The sequence below is a fragment of the Nocardia sp. NPDC058244 genome, from assembly GCF_042882065.1.
Lineage (GTDB): Bacteria > Actinomycetota > Actinomycetes > Mycobacteriales > Mycobacteriaceae > Nocardia.
The window spans coordinates 154,855-173,360 of record NZ_JBHVWX010000011.1 but is presented as its reverse complement, the minus strand read 5'-3'; the positions used below and the strand labels follow the sequence as shown (position 1 = coordinate 173,360).

The 18,506-nt window shown below is 71.4% G+C and carries 17 protein-coding genes; 7 read left to right on the top strand and 10 right to left on the bottom strand.

Going from position 1 to position 18,506, the window contains the following annotated elements:
* Positions 1-2 precede the first annotated feature (2 nt).
* Entirely contained in the window at positions 3-692 is a 690-nt protein-coding gene (locus ACFVW6_RS30815; protein WP_365007095.1) for a response regulator transcription factor, read from the bottom strand.
* Complete coding sequence (locus ACFVW6_RS30810) at positions 689-2,011, bottom strand: histidine kinase (RefSeq protein WP_357344040.1); 1,323 nt, start codon at positions 2,009-2,011, stop codon at positions 689-691. Before ACFVW6_RS30810 ends, ACFVW6_RS30815 begins: the two co-directional genes overlap by 4 nt.
* 156 nt (positions 2,012-2,167) lie before the next feature.
* Between ACFVW6_RS30810 and ACFVW6_RS30805 the strand changes: the two genes are divergently transcribed.
* The 3 genes from ACFVW6_RS30805 to ACFVW6_RS30795 are packed head-to-tail and all read left to right on the top strand — an operon-like array spanning position 2,168 to position 5,738.
* A complete protein-coding gene (locus tag ACFVW6_RS30805; RefSeq protein WP_378832316.1) occupies positions 2,168-2,491 on the top strand; it encodes a hypothetical protein in 324 nt (107 codons plus the stop codon).
* A 35-nt stretch (positions 2,492-2,526) separates the two neighbouring features.
* The gene (locus ACFVW6_RS30800) at positions 2,527-3,249 is read left to right on the top strand and encodes an ABC transporter ATP-binding protein (protein WP_355282686.1); all 723 of its coding nucleotides are present in this window, start codon (positions 2,527-2,529) and stop codon (positions 3,247-3,249) included.
* A complete protein-coding gene (locus ACFVW6_RS30795; protein WP_378832318.1) occupies positions 3,246-5,738 on the top strand; it encodes an FtsX-like permease family protein in 2,493 nt (830 codons plus the stop codon). The genes ACFVW6_RS30800 and ACFVW6_RS30795 overlap by 4 nt, the downstream gene beginning before the upstream one ends.
* Before the next feature lie 110 nt (positions 5,739-5,848).
* Here the strand turns inward: ACFVW6_RS30795 and ACFVW6_RS30790 are convergent, their stop codons facing one another.
* Positions 5,849-9,127, bottom strand: a complete 3,279-nt coding sequence (locus ACFVW6_RS30790; RefSeq protein WP_378832321.1) for a protein kinase — start codon at positions 9,125-9,127, stop codon at positions 5,849-5,851.
* Between the two features lie 196 nt (positions 9,128-9,323).
* On the opposite strand from ACFVW6_RS30790, the gene ACFVW6_RS30785 reads away from it, so the two are divergent.
* On the top strand, positions 9,324-10,220 hold the full coding sequence (locus tag ACFVW6_RS30785) for a hypothetical protein (RefSeq protein WP_378832323.1): 897 nt from the start codon (positions 9,324-9,326) through the stop codon (positions 10,218-10,220).
* Between the two features lie 10 nt (positions 10,221-10,230).
* Here ACFVW6_RS30785 and ACFVW6_RS30780 read toward each other — a convergent pair whose 3' ends face one another.
* Positions 10,231-10,896: a response regulator transcription factor gene (locus tag ACFVW6_RS30780; protein ID WP_355284485.1), complete on the bottom strand. Its 666-nt coding sequence runs from the start codon at positions 10,894-10,896 to the stop codon at positions 10,231-10,233.
* A gap of 39 nt (positions 10,897-10,935) precedes the next feature.
* A complete protein-coding gene (locus tag ACFVW6_RS30775; RefSeq protein WP_378832326.1) occupies positions 10,936-12,099 on the bottom strand; it encodes a sensor histidine kinase in 1,164 nt (387 codons plus the stop codon).
* A 165-nt stretch (positions 12,100-12,264) separates the two neighbouring features.
* On the opposite strand from ACFVW6_RS30775, the gene ACFVW6_RS30770 reads away from it, so the two are divergent.
* Both ACFVW6_RS30770 and ACFVW6_RS30765 read left to right on the top strand, forming a co-directional pair.
* Positions 12,265-13,038, top strand: a complete 774-nt coding sequence (locus ACFVW6_RS30770) for a hypothetical protein (RefSeq protein ID WP_378832329.1) — start codon at positions 12,265-12,267, stop codon at positions 13,036-13,038.
* Between the two features lie 40 nt (positions 13,039-13,078).
* Positions 13,079-13,513 carry an SRPBCC domain-containing protein gene (locus ACFVW6_RS30765; RefSeq protein ID WP_357344029.1) on the top strand — a complete coding sequence of 145 codons (435 nt, stop codon included), beginning with the start codon at positions 13,079-13,081 and terminating at the stop codon, positions 13,511-13,513.
* A 54-nt stretch (positions 13,514-13,567) separates the two neighbouring features.
* Here the strand turns inward: ACFVW6_RS30765 and gatA are convergent, their stop codons facing one another.
* Together gatA and gatC are read right to left on the bottom strand one after the other, a co-directional pair.
* A complete protein-coding gene (gene gatA, locus ACFVW6_RS30760) occupies positions 13,568-15,055 on the bottom strand; it encodes an Asp-tRNA(Asn)/Glu-tRNA(Gln) amidotransferase subunit GatA (RefSeq protein ID WP_365007101.1) in 1,488 nt (495 codons plus the stop codon).
* Entirely contained in the window at positions 15,052-15,348 is a 297-nt protein-coding gene (gene gatC, locus ACFVW6_RS30755; RefSeq protein WP_067493225.1) for an Asp-tRNA(Asn)/Glu-tRNA(Gln) amidotransferase subunit GatC, read from the bottom strand. The genes gatA and gatC overlap by 4 nt, the downstream gene beginning before the upstream one ends.
* 215 nt (positions 15,349-15,563) lie before the next feature.
* On the opposite strand from gatC, the gene ACFVW6_RS30750 reads away from it, so the two are divergent.
* Positions 15,564-16,214 carry an amino acid-binding protein gene (locus ACFVW6_RS30750; RefSeq protein ID WP_355284472.1) on the top strand — a complete coding sequence of 217 codons (651 nt, stop codon included), beginning with the start codon at positions 15,564-15,566 and terminating at the stop codon, positions 16,212-16,214.
* Here the strand turns inward: ACFVW6_RS30750 and ACFVW6_RS30745 are convergent.
* The 3 genes from ACFVW6_RS30745 to ACFVW6_RS30735 all read right to left on the bottom strand — a co-directional run bounded on the left by ACFVW6_RS30745 (position 16,207) and on the right by ACFVW6_RS30735 (position 18,379).
* Complete coding sequence (locus ACFVW6_RS30745) at positions 16,207-16,728, bottom strand: GNAT family N-acetyltransferase (protein WP_378832332.1); 522 nt, start codon at positions 16,726-16,728, stop codon at positions 16,207-16,209. The genes ACFVW6_RS30750 and ACFVW6_RS30745 overlap by 8 nt on opposite strands.
* 66 nt (positions 16,729-16,794) lie before the next feature.
* The gene (locus ACFVW6_RS30740) at positions 16,795-17,142 is read right to left on the bottom strand and encodes a hypothetical protein (RefSeq protein ID WP_378832334.1); all 348 of its coding nucleotides are present in this window, start codon (positions 17,140-17,142) and stop codon (positions 16,795-16,797) included.
* A 52-nt stretch (positions 17,143-17,194) separates the two neighbouring features.
* Complete coding sequence (locus tag ACFVW6_RS30735; RefSeq protein WP_378832337.1) at positions 17,195-18,379, bottom strand: ATP/GTP-binding protein; 1,185 nt, start codon at positions 18,377-18,379, stop codon at positions 17,195-17,197.
* Positions 18,380-18,506: the final 127 nt, after the last annotated feature.

The window sequence follows — 18,506 nt, the reverse complement described above, 5'->3', positions numbered from 1 at the left end:
CGTCAGAAGGAGGATTCTCCCGGTGTCACCACGCCGTGGTCAAACGCGAACACGATGGCGGCGGCGCGATCGCGCAGGTCGAGCTTGCCGAAAATGTGTCCTACGTGGCTTTTCACGGTGACTTCGGAGATGCCGAGTTCGGCGGCGATCTCGCTGTTGACCCGCCCTCGGCCGATCAATTCGAGCACCTCGTACTCGCGTGCGGTGAGTTCGCCGAGCCGTCGATCGGCGCGGGTCCCGCTCGGTTTGACGGTCCGGTAGGCGGTGAGCACCCGGCCGGTGACCGAGGGGTCGAGCCACGCGCCGCCCGCGGCCACCGTGCGCACCGCGCGGATCAGGTCCTCGGCGGGTGAGTCCTTGAGCAGGAACCCGGCCGCGCCGGCGCGCAGTGCGCCGGAGAGCAATTGGTCGTCGTCGAAAGTGGTGAGGACGAGCACCGGCGGCGCGTCCGGGCGGGCCCGCAGCAACCGCGTCGCATCGATGCCGCCGACCCGCTTCATCCGCAGGTCCATCAGCACCACGTCGGGACGATCGGCGGCGACGGCGGCCACCACCTCGTCACCGTCGGCGCACTCGCTGACGGTGAAGCCGTCGCGTCGGCGCAGGATCCGGCGCAGTCCACCGCGCACCAGTTCCTGATCGTCGACGACGAGCACCGTCACCGGGTTGTCGATCGGCGCCGCGGCCGTCACATGTCCTCCTGGGGTCGGGGCTTGAGCATGCTGGGCAGCATGGCCGTGATGGTGGCGCACGCGCCGGATTTGAGCGGGAACCGCGCGCGCACCGTCCACCCGTCGCCCGCGGCGCCCGCGCTGATCGAGCCGCCGAGCAGTTCGGTGCGCTTGCGCATGCCGCGCAGTCCCATGCCGATGTCGCGGCGCGGCGGCGGGCCGAGCGGCATCGCGTTGGTCACCACCAGGACGGCCGCCTCGGTGGTGACGTCGAGGCACACCGTCGCCGGGGTGCCGGGCGCGTGCTTGGCGACATTGGCCAGCGATTCCTGCCCGATCCGGTACAGCGCGTGCCCGACGGCGCCCTCGATGACGGCCAGATCGCCGGTGCGGTCGTAGTCGACGGTGAGCCCGGCGCGGCGGAAGTCGCCGACGAGTTCGTCGATGTCGGCGGCGCTGGGCTCGGGGGTGAGCTGCGCGGGGCTGGTGTCGAGCATGCCGACGGTGCGCCGGATGTCGGCCATGGCCTGGCGGCCCAGCCGTTCGGCGTCGACGAGCGCGTCGACCGCCTCGGTGACGTCGTCGTCGGTCTGCAACGCGCGCCGGGCCGCGGTCAGGTGCAGCAGGGTGATCGAGAGCGAATGCGCGATCACGTCGTGCACCTCGCGGGCGATCCGGCGCCGTTCCTCGTCGGCCGCCTGACCGGCGCGAATGGCCTGGTTCTCGCGCTCCTGATAGAGGAAACGGCGCTGATATTGCAGCAGCACCCCGACGAAGACGCCGAGAATCACGCCGAGCACATACATCGGCAGTCCCTGCAACCGCTCGCCCGAACCCCACTGCACGTGGCCGGCGAGGTCGAAGGCGACCAGCTCGAGGATCGCCAGCAGGGTGAAGCCGACGGTGATCCCGCGCGTCGCGACCGCCGCCACCTCCCCGGCGACGATCACCAGCACGAACGGCGCGAAGTCGGCATCGACCGGCTGCAGCAGGAACAGCCCGGTCGACAGCAGCGCCGACCCCTTCAGCAGCGCCGGATGCGGCTTCACCCCGAAGATCGCGAACAGCGGGATCGGCAGGAAGGCGGTGGCCATCGCGATCAGCGGCAGCGGGCTCGGGAAGTAGGAGTGCCGCTGGATCACGGCCGCGCCGGTGATCACCAGCAGGGCCAGGTCGGCGCCGATGATCACGGCGGGCGGGTAGTCGTAGGGCAGCGACTCGATGCGCTCGCGGCAGATGTCGAGCGCCCGCCGCACCCCGTCGCGCGGGCGGCTCGCGAGTCGCCGCCAGCGACTGCGCAGGCCCGCCGAATGCGCGGGAAGGGCGTGACTCACCTCCATGAGGTAAGGCTAGCCGCCGGGCCATCGGCTCGTCATCGTCCCGGGAACGGGCCCGGCCTCCTACCGGGGTAGGAGGAGAAGTCGGGTCCCGGGCACGACGATTCCGGTGCGGCGCGACCGTAGCGTTGGCCACATCGCTCACGGAAGGTGAAGCCCATGACCTGGACCGATCAGCATCGACGCACCGAGATCGTGCACACCGTGCTCGCCAGGGCAGCGATCGACCCGGACGACCCCACCCTGTTCGCCGGTCTCCCCGAGGTGGATCGCCTCTTCGGCGGCCCCGACGGACTGCTGCAAGCCCTGGCCTACCGCTGGAACAACCACCTGCGCGCCAAGCTCGAACAGGCCGAGATCGAGGGACATTCCGCGGTCGAGGCCTATCTGGAACTGGCCGCCGAGCAGCCGGCGCTACGGGCAATTCTCGACGCACGCGCGACGACCGTGCAGACTACCCGTACCCGCGCCTTCGCGCGCTGACTTCCCGACAACCGAAAACCCCTGGGGGACACGATATGCCGGACAACGATTCGCCGCAGCCGCCGATGCTGGAGTTGACGCGGGTGGTCAAGCAGTATCACGTCGGCGATCAGCAGGTGCGCGCGCTCGACGAGGTGAGCATGCGCATCGAGGCAGGCCAGTTCACCTCGATCATCGGGCCCTCCGGCTCGGGCAAGAGCACCCTGCTCCATCTGCTCGGCGCGCTGGACCGGCCCGACGAGGGCTCGATCCGGTTCCGCGGCACCGAGATCGGCGATCTGAGCGAGGACGCGCAGGCCGCGTTCCGGTTGCAGCAGGTCGGTTTCGTCTTCCAGTTCTTCAACCTGCTGCCGACGCTGTCGGCCTGGGAGAACGTGGCCGTGCCGAAGTTGCTGGACGGCACCGGATTGCGCAAGGCCAAGCCGCGCGCGCTGGAACTGCTCGAGCTGGTCGGTCTCGGCGAACGCGCCCAGCACCGGCCCGCCGAGCTCTCCGGTGGGCAGATGCAGCGCGTCGCGGTGGCGCGCGCGCTGATCATGGACCCGCCGCTGATCCTGGCCGACGAGCCCACCGGCAACCTGGACTCGAAGACGGGCGCGGCGATCCTCGATCTGCTGGGTGAGATCACCGCACAGGGCAATTCGGTGGTGATGGTGACCCACGACATGGGCGCGGTCGCCCACTGCGACCGGGTGATCACCCTGCACGACGGCCGCATCGACGCCGACGACATCGTCCAGGCGCGGGTGGACGCATGATCGCCGCGTTCTGGGATCGCCTGCGGCTGTTCAACATCGGTGAACTGGTCCGGCATCCCGGTCGCACCTTCATGTCGACGGCGGTGATGTCGGTGTCGGCGGCACTGCTGGTCGCCGTGCTCAGCATCTCCGGCTCGGTCACCGGCTCGGTCGACAAGCTCACCCAGGGTCTGGCCGGGGACGGCGTCCTGGAGGTCACCGGTATCACCGACGCCGGCTTCGAGCAGTCGCTGCTCACCCGGATCGCGGCGACGCCCGGGGTGACCAAGGCGGTGCCGATGCTGCGCAGCACGCTCGGCGCGGGCCCCGACCGGGCGCTGCTGATCGGCGCCGACGCCACCATCACCGCCCTCGGCAGCGACCTGGCCGGGCCGATGTCGAAGTACACCAACAAGCTGCTCACCACGCCGAAGGGCGTGCTGGTCGGTGCCGCGATGGGCCTGAAGGAAGGCGACAGCGTCCCGATCGGCTGGGGCACCGCCACCGTCGCGGGCGTCCTCGACGACGAGGCGAGCAACCGGCTCAACGGCGGTCACCTGGTCGCCGCCCCGCTGCCGCTGGCGCAGCTGCTGCTCGATCGGGTCGACAAGCTGGACTCGGTGCAGATCATCGCCGCGCCCGGCACCGATATCGCGAAACTGCGCGCCGACCTCACCGCGGTGGTAGACGGCCGCGCCGTGGTCGCCGAGCCCAGCCTGCGGACCGCGCAGGCGGGTGGCGCGATCCAGATCATGCGGTACTCCACGCTGATGTCCTCGGCGGCGGCGCTGATGGTCTCGGCGTTCCTGATCTACAACGCGATGAGCATGGCGGTGGCCCAGCGCAGGCCGACGCTGTCGCTGCTGCGCGCGATCGGCAGTCAGCGCGGGCCGATGGTGCGCGACCTGCTCGTGGAGGCGGCGCTGCTCGGGCTCATCGGCGGTGCCATCGGCGCGGCGGTCGGCGCGGCCATGGGCCGGTTCGCGATCGGGCGCCTGCCCGCCGCGATCGTCCAGTCGGTGGAGGCGCGCACCGAGTTCATGGTGCCGAATTACGCGGTGCCCGTGGCCATCGCGGCCTGTGTCATCGCCACGGTGCTGGCGGCGGCGATCGCGGCCAGGCAGGTGTACAAGGTCGCGCCCGTCGAGGCGCTCGCGCCGGTGGAGGCCACGGTCGGCGCGTCGTCGAACAAGCCGCTGCGCTGGGCCGCCCTGATCGGAGGCCTCGGCTTCGCGGCCGCGGCGGTGACCCTGGCCGCGCTCGATCTCGGCCGGCTCTCGCTCGCCTCGATCTCGACCTCCTTCGCCGCGGCCGTCCTGCTGTGTTTCGCCGCGACCGGACCGATCGTGCGCGCCGCCGCGGGCATCGCGCGCTGGTTCGGTGCCCCCGGCGCGCTCGGCGCCACCACCCTGGAGCGGGCGCCGCGCCGCGTCTGGGCGACCGCGATGACGGTGATGATCGGCGTCGCGGCCGTCGTCGCGCTCGGCGGCGCGTCGGGCAATATGGTCGACTCCGCCACCGACTCGTTCCAGAGCCTCGGCGACGCCGACCTCTACGTGAGTGCCAGTCCGGTGGAACAGTTCCCGACCGGTCCGGTGCTGCCGCCCGAGATCGCCGAGCGGGTGGCCGCGATACCGGGCGTCGAGCACGTGCGGCCCGCGCAGATGGCGTTCGCGACGGTCGGCAGTGGGCGGGTCATGCTCCAGGGCTACCCGCCCAGCTACGACGATGCCCGGCTCGGCGCGGTCGACAAGGCCGTGATCGATCAGCTCGGCCGTGGTGAGGGCGTCGTCATCACCAGGGACGTGGCCCGGTCGATGCACCTGGCCGTCGGCGACGAGACCACCATGCCGACGCCGTCGGGTGAGCGGACCGTGCGGGTGCTGCAGGTGATTCCGTACTTCACCGCCGTGTCCGGCGTGGTGATGATGAGCCTGGATCAGATGCGGGAGTGGTACCAGCGGCCCGGTGAGACGATCCTGGCGCTGAAGTTCGAGCCCGGCGCCGACCCGGCCGCGGTGCGGGCCGCTGTCCGCGCGGCGGTGCCGCAGGAGATCCACATCGACAGCGGCGCCGACGCGGTGAACGCCATCTCGTCGAGCGTGCAGCAGGGCGCGGCGATGAGCAACATGATCCTGTGGATCGTCGTCCTGGTGGCGACGGTGGCGCTGCTCAACACGCTGATGCTGTCGGTCCTGGAGCGGCGCCGCGAACTCGGCGTCCTGCGGGCCATGGGCACCAACCGCAAGTTCCTGCTGCGCTCGGTGCTGGCCGAGGCCGCGGGCATCGGATTCATCGGCGCCGCCATCGGACTCGTCGTCGGCGCGGCCGTGCAGTACCTGGCGACCGTGGCGATCGGGCACGCGATGACGATCGACATCGCCTACCGGCCGAGCCCGCTGCTGATGGTCTACGGCGCCGTCGCCCTCGGGCTGGCGCTGCTCGGGTCCATTCCGCCCGCCTTCCGCGCGGCCCGGATGCCGATCGTGGCGGCGCTGGCGGTCGACTGAGTTCCTTTCCGTCGCGGCGTCATCCGAGTTAGGACGCCGCGACGGAGAGCTCTGCGATCAGGCGAGTCGAGTGACGCTGTGGCGGTGCACCATCCGCTGAATTCGCAGCGTCACAGTGGCACTTCCTCCCACCAGGCGATCACCTCGTCCTGGGCGGTCGGCCGGGGTGCCCCCGCCATGCCGCTGCTGCCCCGGCGGCTCACCGCGATCACGTATTTCGCGCGGGTCGAGTCGTCGGGGAAGCTCACGACCTGGTGGGCGGTCTGGGTACGCACGCTGGCCTGGTCGGGAACCACCCAGCGGCGCAACGAGAACGGCACGCCGTCCTTGCTCCCCTGGTACCGCACCGCCGCGGGCATCGCCTCCACCACCGACCGCGCCTGCGCCGCCGTCGGATACTCCAGCACCAGGTAACTCACCGACCCGGCACTGTTGTCGGTCCGCTCGCACTGCCAGCCCGCGCTGATCGGATTCCACTGCAGCGCGGGCTCTTTCCACTGCAATTCGCTCACCCCGCGCACGGCGACACACCGCGCGCCCCGATACCCCTCACCTTCGGCCACCGCCCCCTGCGGAACCAGCGCCGGAAACACCCGCCTGCTCGCCACGAACGCATCCCCCACCACCGCCGCCGCCGAACTCGACGGCCCCTTGGCCGTCCCACCCGCCGCGTCCACGTCCTCGTCCCCATCGGGCAGCACCACGACCACCAACGCCACCAGCAACCCCACCAGCGCGAACACCAACGCCGCCAGCAACAACCACCCCAACCGATGCACCCGCGACATCCGCCGCCGCACCGGCCGCCGCGGCCCCACCCACGGCCCGTGCCCCACCGGCGGCGGCCCCATCGGCGGCCCACCGGGCACACCGCCAGCCTGTGCCGGCCCACTCGGCACACCACCAGCCTGCGGCGAACCACTCGGCACAGCACCCGCCCGCGGTGATGCACCCGGCACGCCACCCGGCTGCGGCGACGCATTGGGCCCGCCACCGGGGGCGACGCCGAGGTGTGGCGATTCTCCGGACCCGGACGTCACATCCGGCTCAGCGCCTGTCGAGATCGGCGGTTCCGACACCGCTTTCGGCGCTCTACCGTCCTGCGCGACGCTCTGCTGCCGCGAATCCACCGGCCCCAGATCGGATTCGGCCGTACTCCGCTCGTCGGCGGCCGGCGCGGAATGACCTGCCGCGCCGCGCTGCTCGACACCCTGCGGCGAACCTCCGTGCCCGAGGTTCGGGTCGATCGCCGCGCCGCGGTCCTTCTCCGGCTCCATGGGGCGATCAGCCGCTGGCGTCGACCCTGTCGCTCCACCTATCGACCGGCCGTCCGCAGCGCCCGATCCGGCACCAGCGGCGGCCCCGGAATCGACTCGCGTGCTGCCTGATTCGTGAATCGGGCCCGCGCCGCTCGCCGAGCGCGCAACCGGCGTCACCTCGGTCAGCGCAGTCGCGTTCGCGGTATCCAACTGCCCGGTGTCCGGCATCGGCACCACATCGGTCACGACCGAATCGGTATCCGGCGGTCCCCCAGCAAAAGCGGAACCCTCAGCGCTGCTGTTCCTTTCGCTGGATGAACGCTCCCCGGCTTCGACGGTGCCACGGCCCGTCGCCGAATTCCCGGACGACTGCACGGCCGCTCCAGCGACAACCCCGGGCACCGCGGCCGACACACCATCGGCGCTCTCCCCCACCTGCCGAATCCCGCCTTCGTCACCGACTCTCGCCCGATCGCCCTCGAACTGCGTACCACCCGGCGATCCGACTGCTAAAGGTGACTGCGCGCCAGGCAGATCCGCACCATGTGGTTGTCCCGCGGGCGGCTCCGCCGACTGGGCGCCGGGCGCCGGTGGCACGGTGGGAACCGGGCCACTCGGCGGCTGGGTCGAGAGTGGCTGAGCAGCAACATGATTCGGGACCGGAGCCGCGACCGGTGCCTGCGATCCCGGCTGCGCACTCGGCATCTGTGGTGCCCCGGGTAAAGCAGCGACCGGTGGATGTGGACGGACAGACGCTTGGTGCGCACCGGGCGGCTGGACGCCGTGCTGCGCCACTGGCGGCTGCTGCACCGCCGACGACTGCGAGCTCTGCTGCGCGACAGGAGGTTGCTGCACCACCGACGGCTGCGCGCCCGGCGATTGCTGCACCACAGGCGATTGCGCAGCCGGGACCTGCCCGGCACCAGGCGACTGGTGCGCCACAGGCGGCTGAACAGCGGGTTGTGCCGCAGGCGGCTGCTGCACCACCGGCGGGTGCACACCCTGTTGCGCAACCGGCGCTTGCTGCGCCACAGGCGGCTGAACACCAGGCTGCGCAGCGGGCGGCTGGGCGGCCGGACCAGGGTGCGGTGCAGCGTATCCGGCAGGGGGTGGGGCGGGGGCCCGGGGCGGGGCGGGAGGTTGGTGGGGTGGGCGCCACGCGGGGTGGGGGGCGGGCGGTATCGGCTGGGCGGGGGTGGGGCCGTAGCCGGGGGTCTGGGGTGGGTAGGGGCCCGCCGGGGCGGGTGGGTAGAAGGTGGGGGTGTTGGCCGGGGGGCGGGGTAGGGAGGGTGGGGTGTTGGACGTGAGGGCCTGGCGGGCGGCCTTGGCGAACGCGGCGCACGAGTCGAAGCGGGCCGCGGGGTATTTGGCCATGGCGGCGGCGAGAACGGCGTCCAGGGCGGGCGGGAGGCCCTGGCGACGCAGGGCCAGGGGTGGCGGGTTGAGGTAGAGGGTGCCGCGGATGATCTCGTTCGGGTCGGGCGAGTCGAACGGCGCGACGCCGGTGAGCAGCCAGTACAGGGCGCATGCCAGGGAGTACTGGTCGGAGCGGTGGTCGAGTTCGGCGCCGGTCATCTGTTCGGGCGAGGCGTAGGCCAGGGTCGCGGTGAACATGCCCTGCTGGGTGAGGTGGGTGGAATCGGCGCGCAGGCGGGCGATGCCGAAGTCGGTGAGGAACACCCGCTCGCCCTGGCCGCCGCTGGAGCGGGCCAGCAGGATGTTGGCCGGCTTCACGTCCCGGTGCAGCACGCCCCTGCCGTGCGCGTAATCCAGTGCGTCGGCGACCCCTTCGATGATCTGCACGGCCCGTTCGGGCGGCAGCGCCATCGGATCGACGGTCGCCGCGTCGATCCCGTCGACGTACTGCATGCTGATCCAGAGCTGCTCGCCCTCGGTCCCCCGGTCGAAGACGGTGACGATGCCGGGGTGGTCGAGCCCGGCCGCCAGATCGGCTTCCCGCTCGAACCGGGCGCGCACCCGTTCGTCGGCGAACAGGTCGCGATTGAGCAGCTTGAGCGCGGTCAGCCGGTCCAGGCGCGGATGCCGCGCCAGGTACACCGTGCCCATGCCGCCCTGGCCGAGCATCCGCTCGATGGTGAACCCGGCGAACACCTCACCGATGTCGAGCACTGCGACCCCCTTCCGGCGCCTGTGGCGGACCAGCATGGCACCCGCGCAGCGGCGTGACCACGTTCATTCGAATTCTCGCCGAAAATCGGTGAAACTTGCTAACGGTCGTCCGGTATTGTCCGGGCGCGCTCGACGAGTAGTTTGCACCGCCGAAGCAGGGCGCCGACGCGCAGTGGGTGGTGGGGAGGATTCGGTGGTGAAGTCGTCCGGAAAGGCGGCTGCCTGTCGCAGGCTGCTGCAGTGTGTGGTGCTGGCCTCGGCCGCGCTGTCCGCCTCGTGTGCCCTGCCGGGCACCCCGACCGCCGTGAGCGCCCCCACGGTCACGGTGAACAGCGAAGACGCCTGGCACCCCGGGCTGTCCATCATGCTGCCCGATTCGCTGGCCGCGGAGTTCACCCAGCTGCAGGCCCAGCTGCCGGGCCAGGTCGGCATGGCGCTGATGCCGGTCGGCGGCGGCCGGATGACGATCTACGGCGACTGGACCACCGGCATCGCCTGGTCGACGATCAAGGTCCCGCTGGCCGTCGCCGCGCTGCGCCACGATCAGGACCAGTCCATCTTCGAGATGGTCGAGGCCGCGATCACGGTGTCGGACAACGACGCCGCCGAGGGCCTGTGGGAGTCCCTCGGCGACGGCGAGGAGGCCGCCGAGGCCGTGCAGGAGGTCCTCGACGAGGCGGGCGACATCTCCACCGACAAGGCGAACCTGCGCACCGAACTCGACTACACCTCCTTCGGCGGCACCGAATGGTCGCTGGCCAACCAGGTCCGGTTCGCCTCGCGGCTGCCCTGCCTGCCGCACACCGAGCTGGTCCGGCAGCTGATGGGCGAGATCACGCCCGAACAGGGCTGGGGTCTGGGCCAGCTCGACGGCACCGAGTTCAAGGGCGGCTGGGGCCCCGACGACGACACCGGCGTCTACACCGTGCGCCAGTTCGGGCTGGTGCCGGTCGGCAGCGGCCAGCTGGCGGTCGCCCTTGCCGCGCAAGCGGATTCGGGCACCTTCGACGACACCACCGCCCTGCTGGACCGGATGGCGCTGCTGCTGGCGCGGCACCTGCCGGAGTTGCGCGGCGGCGTCTGCCCGCGCTGAGCGCACCGGCTCAGCCGGGGACGACCAGGCCGGATTCATAGGCCAGCACCACCGCCTGCGCCCGATCGCGCAGCCCGAGCTTCGAGAAGACCTTGGAGACATGGGTTTTCACGGTCTGCTCGGCGACGAACAGCGCCTCGGCGATCTCGGTGTTCGACAGTCCCTTGGCGACCAGTTCGAGTACTTCCCGTTCGCGCGGGGTCAGCGAGCCGAGCGCGGGCGCGGCGGGCGGGCGCACGGTGTTGCGCCTGCGGGTGACGTCGGCGATCAGGCGCCGGGTGATCGTCGGCGCCAGCAGCGCCTCACCGTCGGCGACGACCCGGACCGCGCGCACCAGTTCCTCGGCGGGCGCGTCCTTGAGCAGGAACCCGCTCGCGCCCAGGCTCAGCGCCTCGTAGACGTAGTCGTCGATGTCGAAGGTGGTCAGCATCAGCACCCGGACCGGCGGGTCGAACCCGGCGGCCAGGATGGCGCGGGCGGCGTCGAGACCGTTCATCTCCGGCATCCGCACGTCCATCAGCACCACGTCGGGGCGCAACCGCTTGGCCTCGGCCACCGCGACCCGGCCGTCGGGCGCGTCACCGATGACGCTGATGTCGGGCTGGGCGGCCAGCAGCGCGCCGAAACCCTGCCGCACCATCGCCTGGTCGTCGGCGATCAAAACGGTAATAGCCACTCGACCACCCTAATGGGCGCACCGACGATGCGAAGAGGCCTACGGCGTGGGCAGTTTCGCCGACACCTCGAAGCCACCGTCCGGAGTGGGCCCGGCGGCGAGTTCACCACCGACCGCCTCCACCCTGGTCCGCATGCCGTCGATCCCGTGCCCGCCGCCCGCGCCCGGCCCGCCGACGGCCACCGCCGCCGCGTTGCGCACGGTCACCAGGACCACCCCGGGATCGACCGCGACGGCGACGTGCACCGGCGCGCCCGGCGCGTGCCTGGCCGAGTTCGCCATCGACTCCTGCACCACGCGATACACGGTCAGCCCGGTCGTCTCGGGCACCGTCACCAGGTCACCCCGCACGGTCCACTCGACCGGCAGACCCGCCCGCTGGGCCGAGGCGCACAGCTCGGGCACGTCGGCCGCGCGGGGTTGCGGCGCGTGCTCGGGCAGCTGACCGTCGCTGCGCAGCACCCCGAGCAGGCCGCGGATCTCGTTGAGCGCGGTCCGCGCGGTGGCGCCGATGGACTCGAACTCCGCGCGCGCGGCCGGGTCGAGATCGTCGATCCGGTAGGGCGCGGTCTGGGCCTGCACCACCACCATGGACATGTGGTGGGCGACCACATCGTGCAGGTCACGGGCGATGCGCGCCTTCTCCTCGAGGATCGCCCTGCGCGCGCGTTCGAGTTCGGTGACCTCCTCCTGCCGCTCCAGCTTGCGTCGCGAGGCGACCACGGTGCGCAGCAGGTACCCGAACAGCGCGAGCGCGCCGAAGCCGACCACCCAGCCCCAGAGCGGGCCGTCGGCCGAGCCGGGCATGGTGGTGGCGAACAGCATCGACTGCGCGGCCCAGGCCACCACGATGATCGGCACCGCGGCCCGCAGCGCCACCGCGAACAGCAACACGAACAGCACGATGATGTGCACGACCTGGAACGGCAGGTCGTTGTCCGGCAGCGGCGACATCCCGATCGAGAACAACAGCGCGGCACCCGCCGAGATCGCCCAGCCCAGGGCCGGGTTGACCCGCACGAACAGGATCGGGAACACCGCCATGGCCGACAGCAGCGGGGCCAGGGCCGCCGGCACGTCGTGGGTGACGAACAGGGTCGGCCAGGCGATGCTGTACAGGGTCAGCGCGACCGCCACCGTCGCGAGGTCGAACCAGGTTCGCGCGGTGATGCGGCGCGCGGCGGGGCGCAGTTGTCCGGGCATGGCTCGAGCCTACGAACCGTCCGGTGAGCGGACCTCATACCCACGAACGATTTCGGACCCCCTACCCTGGTGTGACCCCGGCGCCGGGTCACCCGCCCGCGCGCCCCGAGAACCGGTCCACAGCGGGATGCCCGCCCCCGGACCCGCTCCTTACCGTCGGAGGCCATGAACACCCCGCTTCGCCCGGTACCCGCCGCTCGCCGTGCCCGTACCGCCGTCTCCGCCGCCTCCGCCTCGTCGACCACCGACATCCCGGCCGAAGCCCCGCACCGTCGCCGCAGCGGGGTCGCCCTGTGCACCGCGGGGCTGGCGATGGCCGCCGCCGTCGTCATGTCGGCGCCCGGCGCGATGGGCACCACGCCCGGTGCCGACACCGAGAACGCGGCCGCCGCCGCGGTGGTGCGCGCGCTCACCGACGACGATCCCGACGCCACCGCGCTGATCCCCCGCGACTTCGGCTACAAGTTCGGCTACGACCCGGCCCAGCAGGACGGGCTGCTGGTCAACCCGAACGGCAGCTGCTCCTCCCCGGTGACGCTGCCCGCCGAGTTCGGCCCCGCGTGCAAGGCCCACGACCTGGGCTACGACATGCTCCGCTACGCCGAACGGGTCGACGAACCGCTGGGCCCGTGGGCGCGGCGCTCGGTGGACGCGGCGCTGAACCGGCGCATCCACGCGGCCTGTGAGCTGCGCGACGACGAGTTCTCCCGGGCCCGCTGCGGGGTGATGGCCGATATCGCGTTCACCGCGGTCGATGTGAACTCGCGCAGGCAGGAGTACGGCGCCCCGGTGGTCGAGAACGTCTTCGCGACCACCGACCCGGCCGACCGCCCGAACCTCTGGCCGCTGGCCAGGACGGTGCTCGGACTGTTCGCGGTGACGGCGGCCTCGGCGGTCATCATCGACGCGCTGCGCAAGCGCCGCAGGCGGCTGGGCTGACCTGGTTGCCGAAAACTAGAACATGTCCTAGTTTTTCCGCATGGCCCTCACTATCGACGAAACGATCGAGATCGACGCCCCCGCCGAGACGGTGTGGCAGGTGCTCACCGATTTCGACCGCTACGGCGAATGGAACACCTTCTGCTACGAGGCGGCGACCACCCTGGAGCCCGGCTCGCCCATCGACATGCAGGTGCAGCTCGGCCCCAACCGCCGCCCGCAGCGCGAGTGGATCCGCACCCACACCCCCGGCGCGGAGTTCAGCTACGCGATGAAGCCGGTGCCGCTGGGCGCCCTGCACAGCCTGCGCTCGCACACCGTGGTCGCGCTCGGCCCGAACCGCACCCGCTACGAGTCGCGGTTCACCCTGGCCGGCTGGCTCAGCCCGGTCGTCGAACTCGCCCTGGGCAAGCATCTGCGCGCCGGTTTCGCCGCGATGACCGCAGGCGTCGGCAAGCGCGCGACCGAGATCTGAAAAACGGGGTGCGCCAGGCCGATCCGGCCCAGCGCACCCCGCTCCGTGGTGCTGCTAAACGCCCGCGGGCGCGGGCAGCGCGCCGCGCGCCACCTCGTACGCCGCGCCCACCCGGTACAGGCGGTCGTCGGCCAGCGCGGGCGCCATGATCTGCAGGCCCACCGGCAGGTTGTCCTCGGCCGAGAGCCCCGACGGCACCGACATGCCGCAGTGCCCGGCCAGGTTGGTCGGCAGCGTGCACAGGTCGGACAGGTACATGGCCAGCGGGTCGTCGACCTTCTCGCCCAGCTTCCACGGGGTGAACGGGCTGGTCGGCGAGACCAGCACGTCGACCTGCTCGTAGGCGGCGTCGAAGTCGCGCGCGATCATCGTGCGGACCTTGAGCGCCTGACCGTAGTAGGCGTCGTAGTAGCCGGCCGAGAGCGCGTAGGTGCCGATGATGATGCGGCGCTTCACCTCGGGACCGAAACCGGCCTCGCGGGTCAGCGACATCACCTGGTCGGCGCTGTGGCTGCCGTCGTCACCGACACGCAGGCCGTAGCGCATGGCGTCGAAGCGCGCCAGGTTCGACGACACCTCCGACGGCATCACCAGGTAGTAGGAGGACAGCGCGTACTCGAAGTTCGGGCACGACACCTCCACCACCTCGGCGCCGAGTTCCTTCAGCACCGCGACCGCGGCGTCGAAGGAGGCCAGCACGCCGGGCTGGTAACTGTCGGAATGCAATTCGCGCACCACGCCGACCCGCACACCGCTCAGATCACCGTTGGCGCCCAGCTTGGCCGCCTCGACCACCGGGGCCACCGGCACGTCGCGGGAGGTGGAGTCACGCGGGTCGTACCCGGCGATCACCTCGTGCAGCAGCGCGGTGTCGAGCACCGTGCGACCGCACGGACCGCCCTGGTCCAGCGAGGACGCGCAGGCGACCAGGCCGTAGCGCGAGACGGTGCCGTAGGTGGGCTTCACGCCGACCGTCGCGGTGACCGCGGCGGGCTGCCGGATCGAGCCGCCGGTGTCGGTGCCGATCGCCAGCGGCGCCTGGAACGAGGCCAGCGCCGCCGCCGAACCGCCGCCGGAACCACCGGGGATGCGGGTGGTGTCCCAGGGGTTGCGGGTCGGGCCGTAGGCCGAGTTCTCGGTGGAGGAGCCCATCGCGAACTCGTCCATGTTGGTCTTGCCCAGGATCGGGATGCCCGCGGCGCGCAGCCGCGCGGTGACCGTCGCGTCGTAGGGCGACATCCAGCCCTCCAGCACCTTCGAGGCGCAGGTGGTCGGCATGTCGGTGGTGGTGAAAACGTCCTTGAGCGCCAACGGGACTCCCGCCAGCGGCGAGGCGGGCGTCTCGCCCGCGGCCAGCGCGGCGTCGACCACGGCGGCCGCGGCCAGCGCCTCGTCCCCGGCGACGTGCAGGAACGCGTTGAGCTCACCGTCGACCGCGGCGATCCGATCCAGGTGCGCGCGGGTGACCTCGGTGGAGGACACCTCGCCGCCGTGGATCTTGGCCGCCAGCTCGGCCGCCGACAGCGTGGTCAACTCGCTCATTCGCCCTCTCCCAGAATCTGCGGGACCAGGAAACGCTGCTCTTCCACGGCCGGCGCCTGGTCCAGCGCCTGCTCGGGAGTCAGACCCGGCACGACCACATCGGGCCTGGTCACATTGGTCGTCGGGTTCGGCGACGCGGTGGCGGGGACGTCGGCGGCGACCTCGGAGATGGTCCGCACGTGGCTGAGGATCGAATCCAGCTGACCGGCGAACTGGTCGAGTTCGGCGTCGGTCAACGCCAGCCGGGACAGCCGGGCGAGGTGAGCGACCTCGTCACGGGAGATTGCGGGCACCGCGGGACCCCTTTCGGCATAGGTATGGGAACTAGTTGCTGACAGCCTATCGAGGGCGGCGGACGGTGCCGGACGCACCCGCCTCGCGCGAAAGTTCGCGCATGTCGCGCCCCGGGGCGCATACTTCGACTCGATAGCCCGCGCTCGGGGGTGTAAGTATTGCGTCACCGGGTATTCGTGTCGAACAGCCCCGGCCGCCTAGGAAAGGAACGCACGTGTCATACCTGCTCCGCGTGCAACTTCCGGATCGACCGGGAAGCCTCGGCTCCCTGGCACTCGCCCTCGGCGGGGTCGGCGCGGACATCCTCTCGCTCGACGTGGTCGAGCGCGGCGCCGGATTCGCGATCGACGATCTGGTGGTCGAGGTGCCCACCGGCGCGCTGCCCGACACTCTGATCACCGCCGCGGAGTCCGTCCACGACGTGAGCGTCGACTCGATCCGCCCCTACTCCGGCGTCCTCGACACCCACCGCGAGCTCGAGCTGATCGATCAGGTCGCCAGCGCGCGCGACGATCGTCTGCAGGTCCTCGTCGACGGTGTGCCGCGGGTGCTGCGGGTGGGCTGGTCGACGATCATCGGGATGGGCCCGGCCGGCGCCTACCGGGTCGTCGGCAGCCCGAGTGCGCCTGAGACGCAAGCGGGTTCGGCGCCGTGGATGCCGCTGGAGAAGCCGTCCTGGCTCGACGGCGAGGCCGACTGGGTGCCGCAGATCTGGCGCGACATGGACACCAAACTGGCCGCCGCCCCGCTGGGCAGCACCGGCAAGTCGCTGCTGCTCGGCCGCCCCGGCGGCCCCGACTTCCGCCCGTCGGAAGTGGCGCGGCTGGGCTATCTGGCCGGTATCGTCGCGACCGTGCTCAGCTGAGCGCCAGGCGCATCACATACAGCTGCAGGCCGTCGTTGGTGGACCAATTGCGTTCCGGCACACCGACGAAACCCAGTCGCTCGTAGATGCGGTGCGCGTCGACCATCGTGCCCATGGTGGTCAGCGCCACCGCCGCGTAACCACCGGCGCGCGCCTCGTCGATCACGGCGCGCACCAACGCCGTGCCCACCCCGAGGCCGCGCGCGTCCTTGGCCACCGCGAGCATCCGGAACTCCAGCTCGCCCGGTAACGCGATCTCGGCGTAGCGGGTGCCCGGCTGCGCGACGGTGAGCGAGCCGGCGACCTTGCCGTCGTGCACGGCGACCAGCACCTGGGCCTCGTCGGCCCGGTGGGTGACGTCGCCCAGCTCCTGGACGTAGCTGTCGTCTTCGTCGACATAGCCGTCGCCCACATACACCTGCACGGTCAGCGCGGAGATGGCGGCGAATTCCTCGGGGCGGGCGGTCCGGATCCGGACGCCGTTCCCCGGGGTCTGATGGTGGTTACCCTGCATCCGGGCATGATCCCACCCCGGCCGTTGTGATCTGAAACTCACCCATGTCTCACCGGGGCGGTGAGCTCACGACCCGAGGTAGGACCGCAGGCCGGGGTGCTGGGCGACCCACCGGTCCGGGTTGCGCGGCGGATAGACGACCACCAGCTGATCGCCGATCGACGGCCACTGCGCGGCGTCCCAGGCGAAGCGCCGGTACACCACCGTCCCGGGCACGGACGGGCCGATCAGGGTGCCGGTGATGGTCACGTAGTGCTCGCCGGTCATCGCGGGCAGCGGGCTGACGCCGGTGATGTAGAGCGAGCCCTGTTCCAGGTTCGCGCCGCCGCCGCGGCCGATCCGGTGGGCGGCGACGGCGCCGATCGTCACGACCAGCATCGTCACCATGGCCGCGGCCATCACCACTTCGAGCATGCCGCCCATGGTAGGCCCACCCCGCGCGACCGGCGTCGGCCCCGCGGCCACGTCACAGTGGCGTGAGCTCGCTGACGCCCTGTTCCCGGCGCAGCTGCCAGACCGCGGCGCGGGTGCGCTGCGAGCGGCCGTTGCCCCGGTCGATCAGCGCGCGCTGGGCGGTGGTGTAGATCAGTTGCGCGCCACGGGCGTTGGTCTCCGGGTTCTGGAACAGCTGCACCAGCCGGTCGGTCTCCTCCACCGGCAGGCCCGCGCCGAGATCGTCGACCGCGAGCACCTGGCCGGTGTCGAGCGCCTCGAGCATGGCGGGCAGCACCCGCAGCAGCGCACGGGTCGCGGTGGATTCGTCGGCGAGTTCGAACAGCACGTCGATGCCCTCGTGCACCAGGCTCAGCGCGGCGCCGCGCCGGTCCACCATCCGCCGGTACAGCGCGTCGCGGGCGGCGCGCAGCGTGCTCAGTTCCCGTTCCAGCAGAATCGGATCGGTGCCGCCGTGGTCGAGTTGCGCTGCCAGCGTGCCGATCTCGGCGTCGAGGTCGCGCAGGTAGTCCGCGTACATCGGATCGTGTTCGGCGACGAGCAGATCCTCGATGCCCAGATCCGCCGTCCGCAACAGCATCAGCAGCCGGGCCGCGTTGTCGGGCGAGCGCGAGATGTGACCGCCCAGATCTCGCGCGAGCTCCTCGACGCCCGCCTCGCCCTGCTGCACCCGCAGGTTCGCGGCGAACCAGCGATACGCGGGCACCAGCGCTTCGGCGTACATCTGCCCCGCCAGGCTCAGCAGCAGCGCGTTCGGCCGCACCAGCGGCACCAGCGCCGCCACGCCGTAGCGGGCCGCCTCGAACATCGGCCCGATCTTGACCTGATCGCCGTTGCGCTCGAACACGATCCGCTTGCGCGAGCGCGGATGGGTGTACAGCCATTCCGCGATCACATCGACGTTGTCGAGCCGGAATCCGTAGGTGTAGGGCACGCCCTCGGCCACGAACCCGGCGACGAACTCGGTCGGCCGATCCGCGAATCCGAGATGCGGCCTGCGCACCGGCCCCGCGTACGGGTCCCATCCGCTCACCGAGTGCAGCACCGCGTCCCGCATCTGCGCGAGCGCGTCGACCAGGCTCGTCTTCCCCGACGACGCCACGCCGTGCACGGCGGTCACCGGCACGGCGACCGGACTGCCGCTCCCTTTGCTCAACCGCAATTGCTGCGCCTCGGCCAGCGATCGGTGATTGGTCACCTGAAAACTACGCAGCAAGGGTCGTCCGCCTCTCCGAGATCCTTCGCAAGACTAGGCGACGGCGCACCCGTGCACGCGGTAGGCGCCCGGCGCCCGGCCGAGCCGGCGCGCCGAGCTCGGCCGGAGC

Coding starts and splice junctions, on each gene's coding strand:
- ACFVW6_RS30805 (WP_378832316.1), top strand. CDS start 2,168: ATGACCTGGACCGATCAGCATCGACGCACCGAGATCGTGCACACCGTG.
- ACFVW6_RS30810 (WP_357344040.1), bottom strand. CDS start 2,011: ATGGAGGTGAGTCACGCCCTTCCCGCGCATTCGGCGGGCCTGCGCAGT.
- ACFVW6_RS30800 (WP_355282686.1), top strand. CDS start 2,527: ATGCCGGACAACGATTCGCCGCAGCCGCCGATGCTGGAGTTGACGCGG.
- gatA (WP_365007101.1), bottom strand. CDS start 15,055: ATGAGCGAGTTGACCACGCTGTCGGCGGCCGAGCTGGCGGCCAAGATC.
- ACFVW6_RS30795 (WP_378832318.1), top strand. CDS start 3,246: ATGATCGCCGCGTTCTGGGATCGCCTGCGGCTGTTCAACATCGGTGAA.
- ACFVW6_RS30740 (WP_378832334.1), bottom strand. CDS start 17,142: ATGCTCGAAGTGGTGATGGCCGCGGCCATGGTGACGATGCTGGTCGTG.
- ACFVW6_RS30745 (WP_378832332.1), bottom strand. CDS start 16,728: ATGCAGGGTAACCACCATCAGACCCCGGGGAACGGCGTCCGGATCCGG.
- ACFVW6_RS30775 (WP_378832326.1), bottom strand. CDS start 12,099: ATGCCCGGACAACTGCGCCCCGCCGCGCGCCGCATCACCGCGCGAACC.
- ACFVW6_RS30770 (WP_378832329.1), top strand. CDS start 12,265: ATGAACACCCCGCTTCGCCCGGTACCCGCCGCTCGCCGTGCCCGTACC.
- ACFVW6_RS30765 (WP_357344029.1), top strand. CDS start 13,079: ATGGCCCTCACTATCGACGAAACGATCGAGATCGACGCCCCCGCCGAG.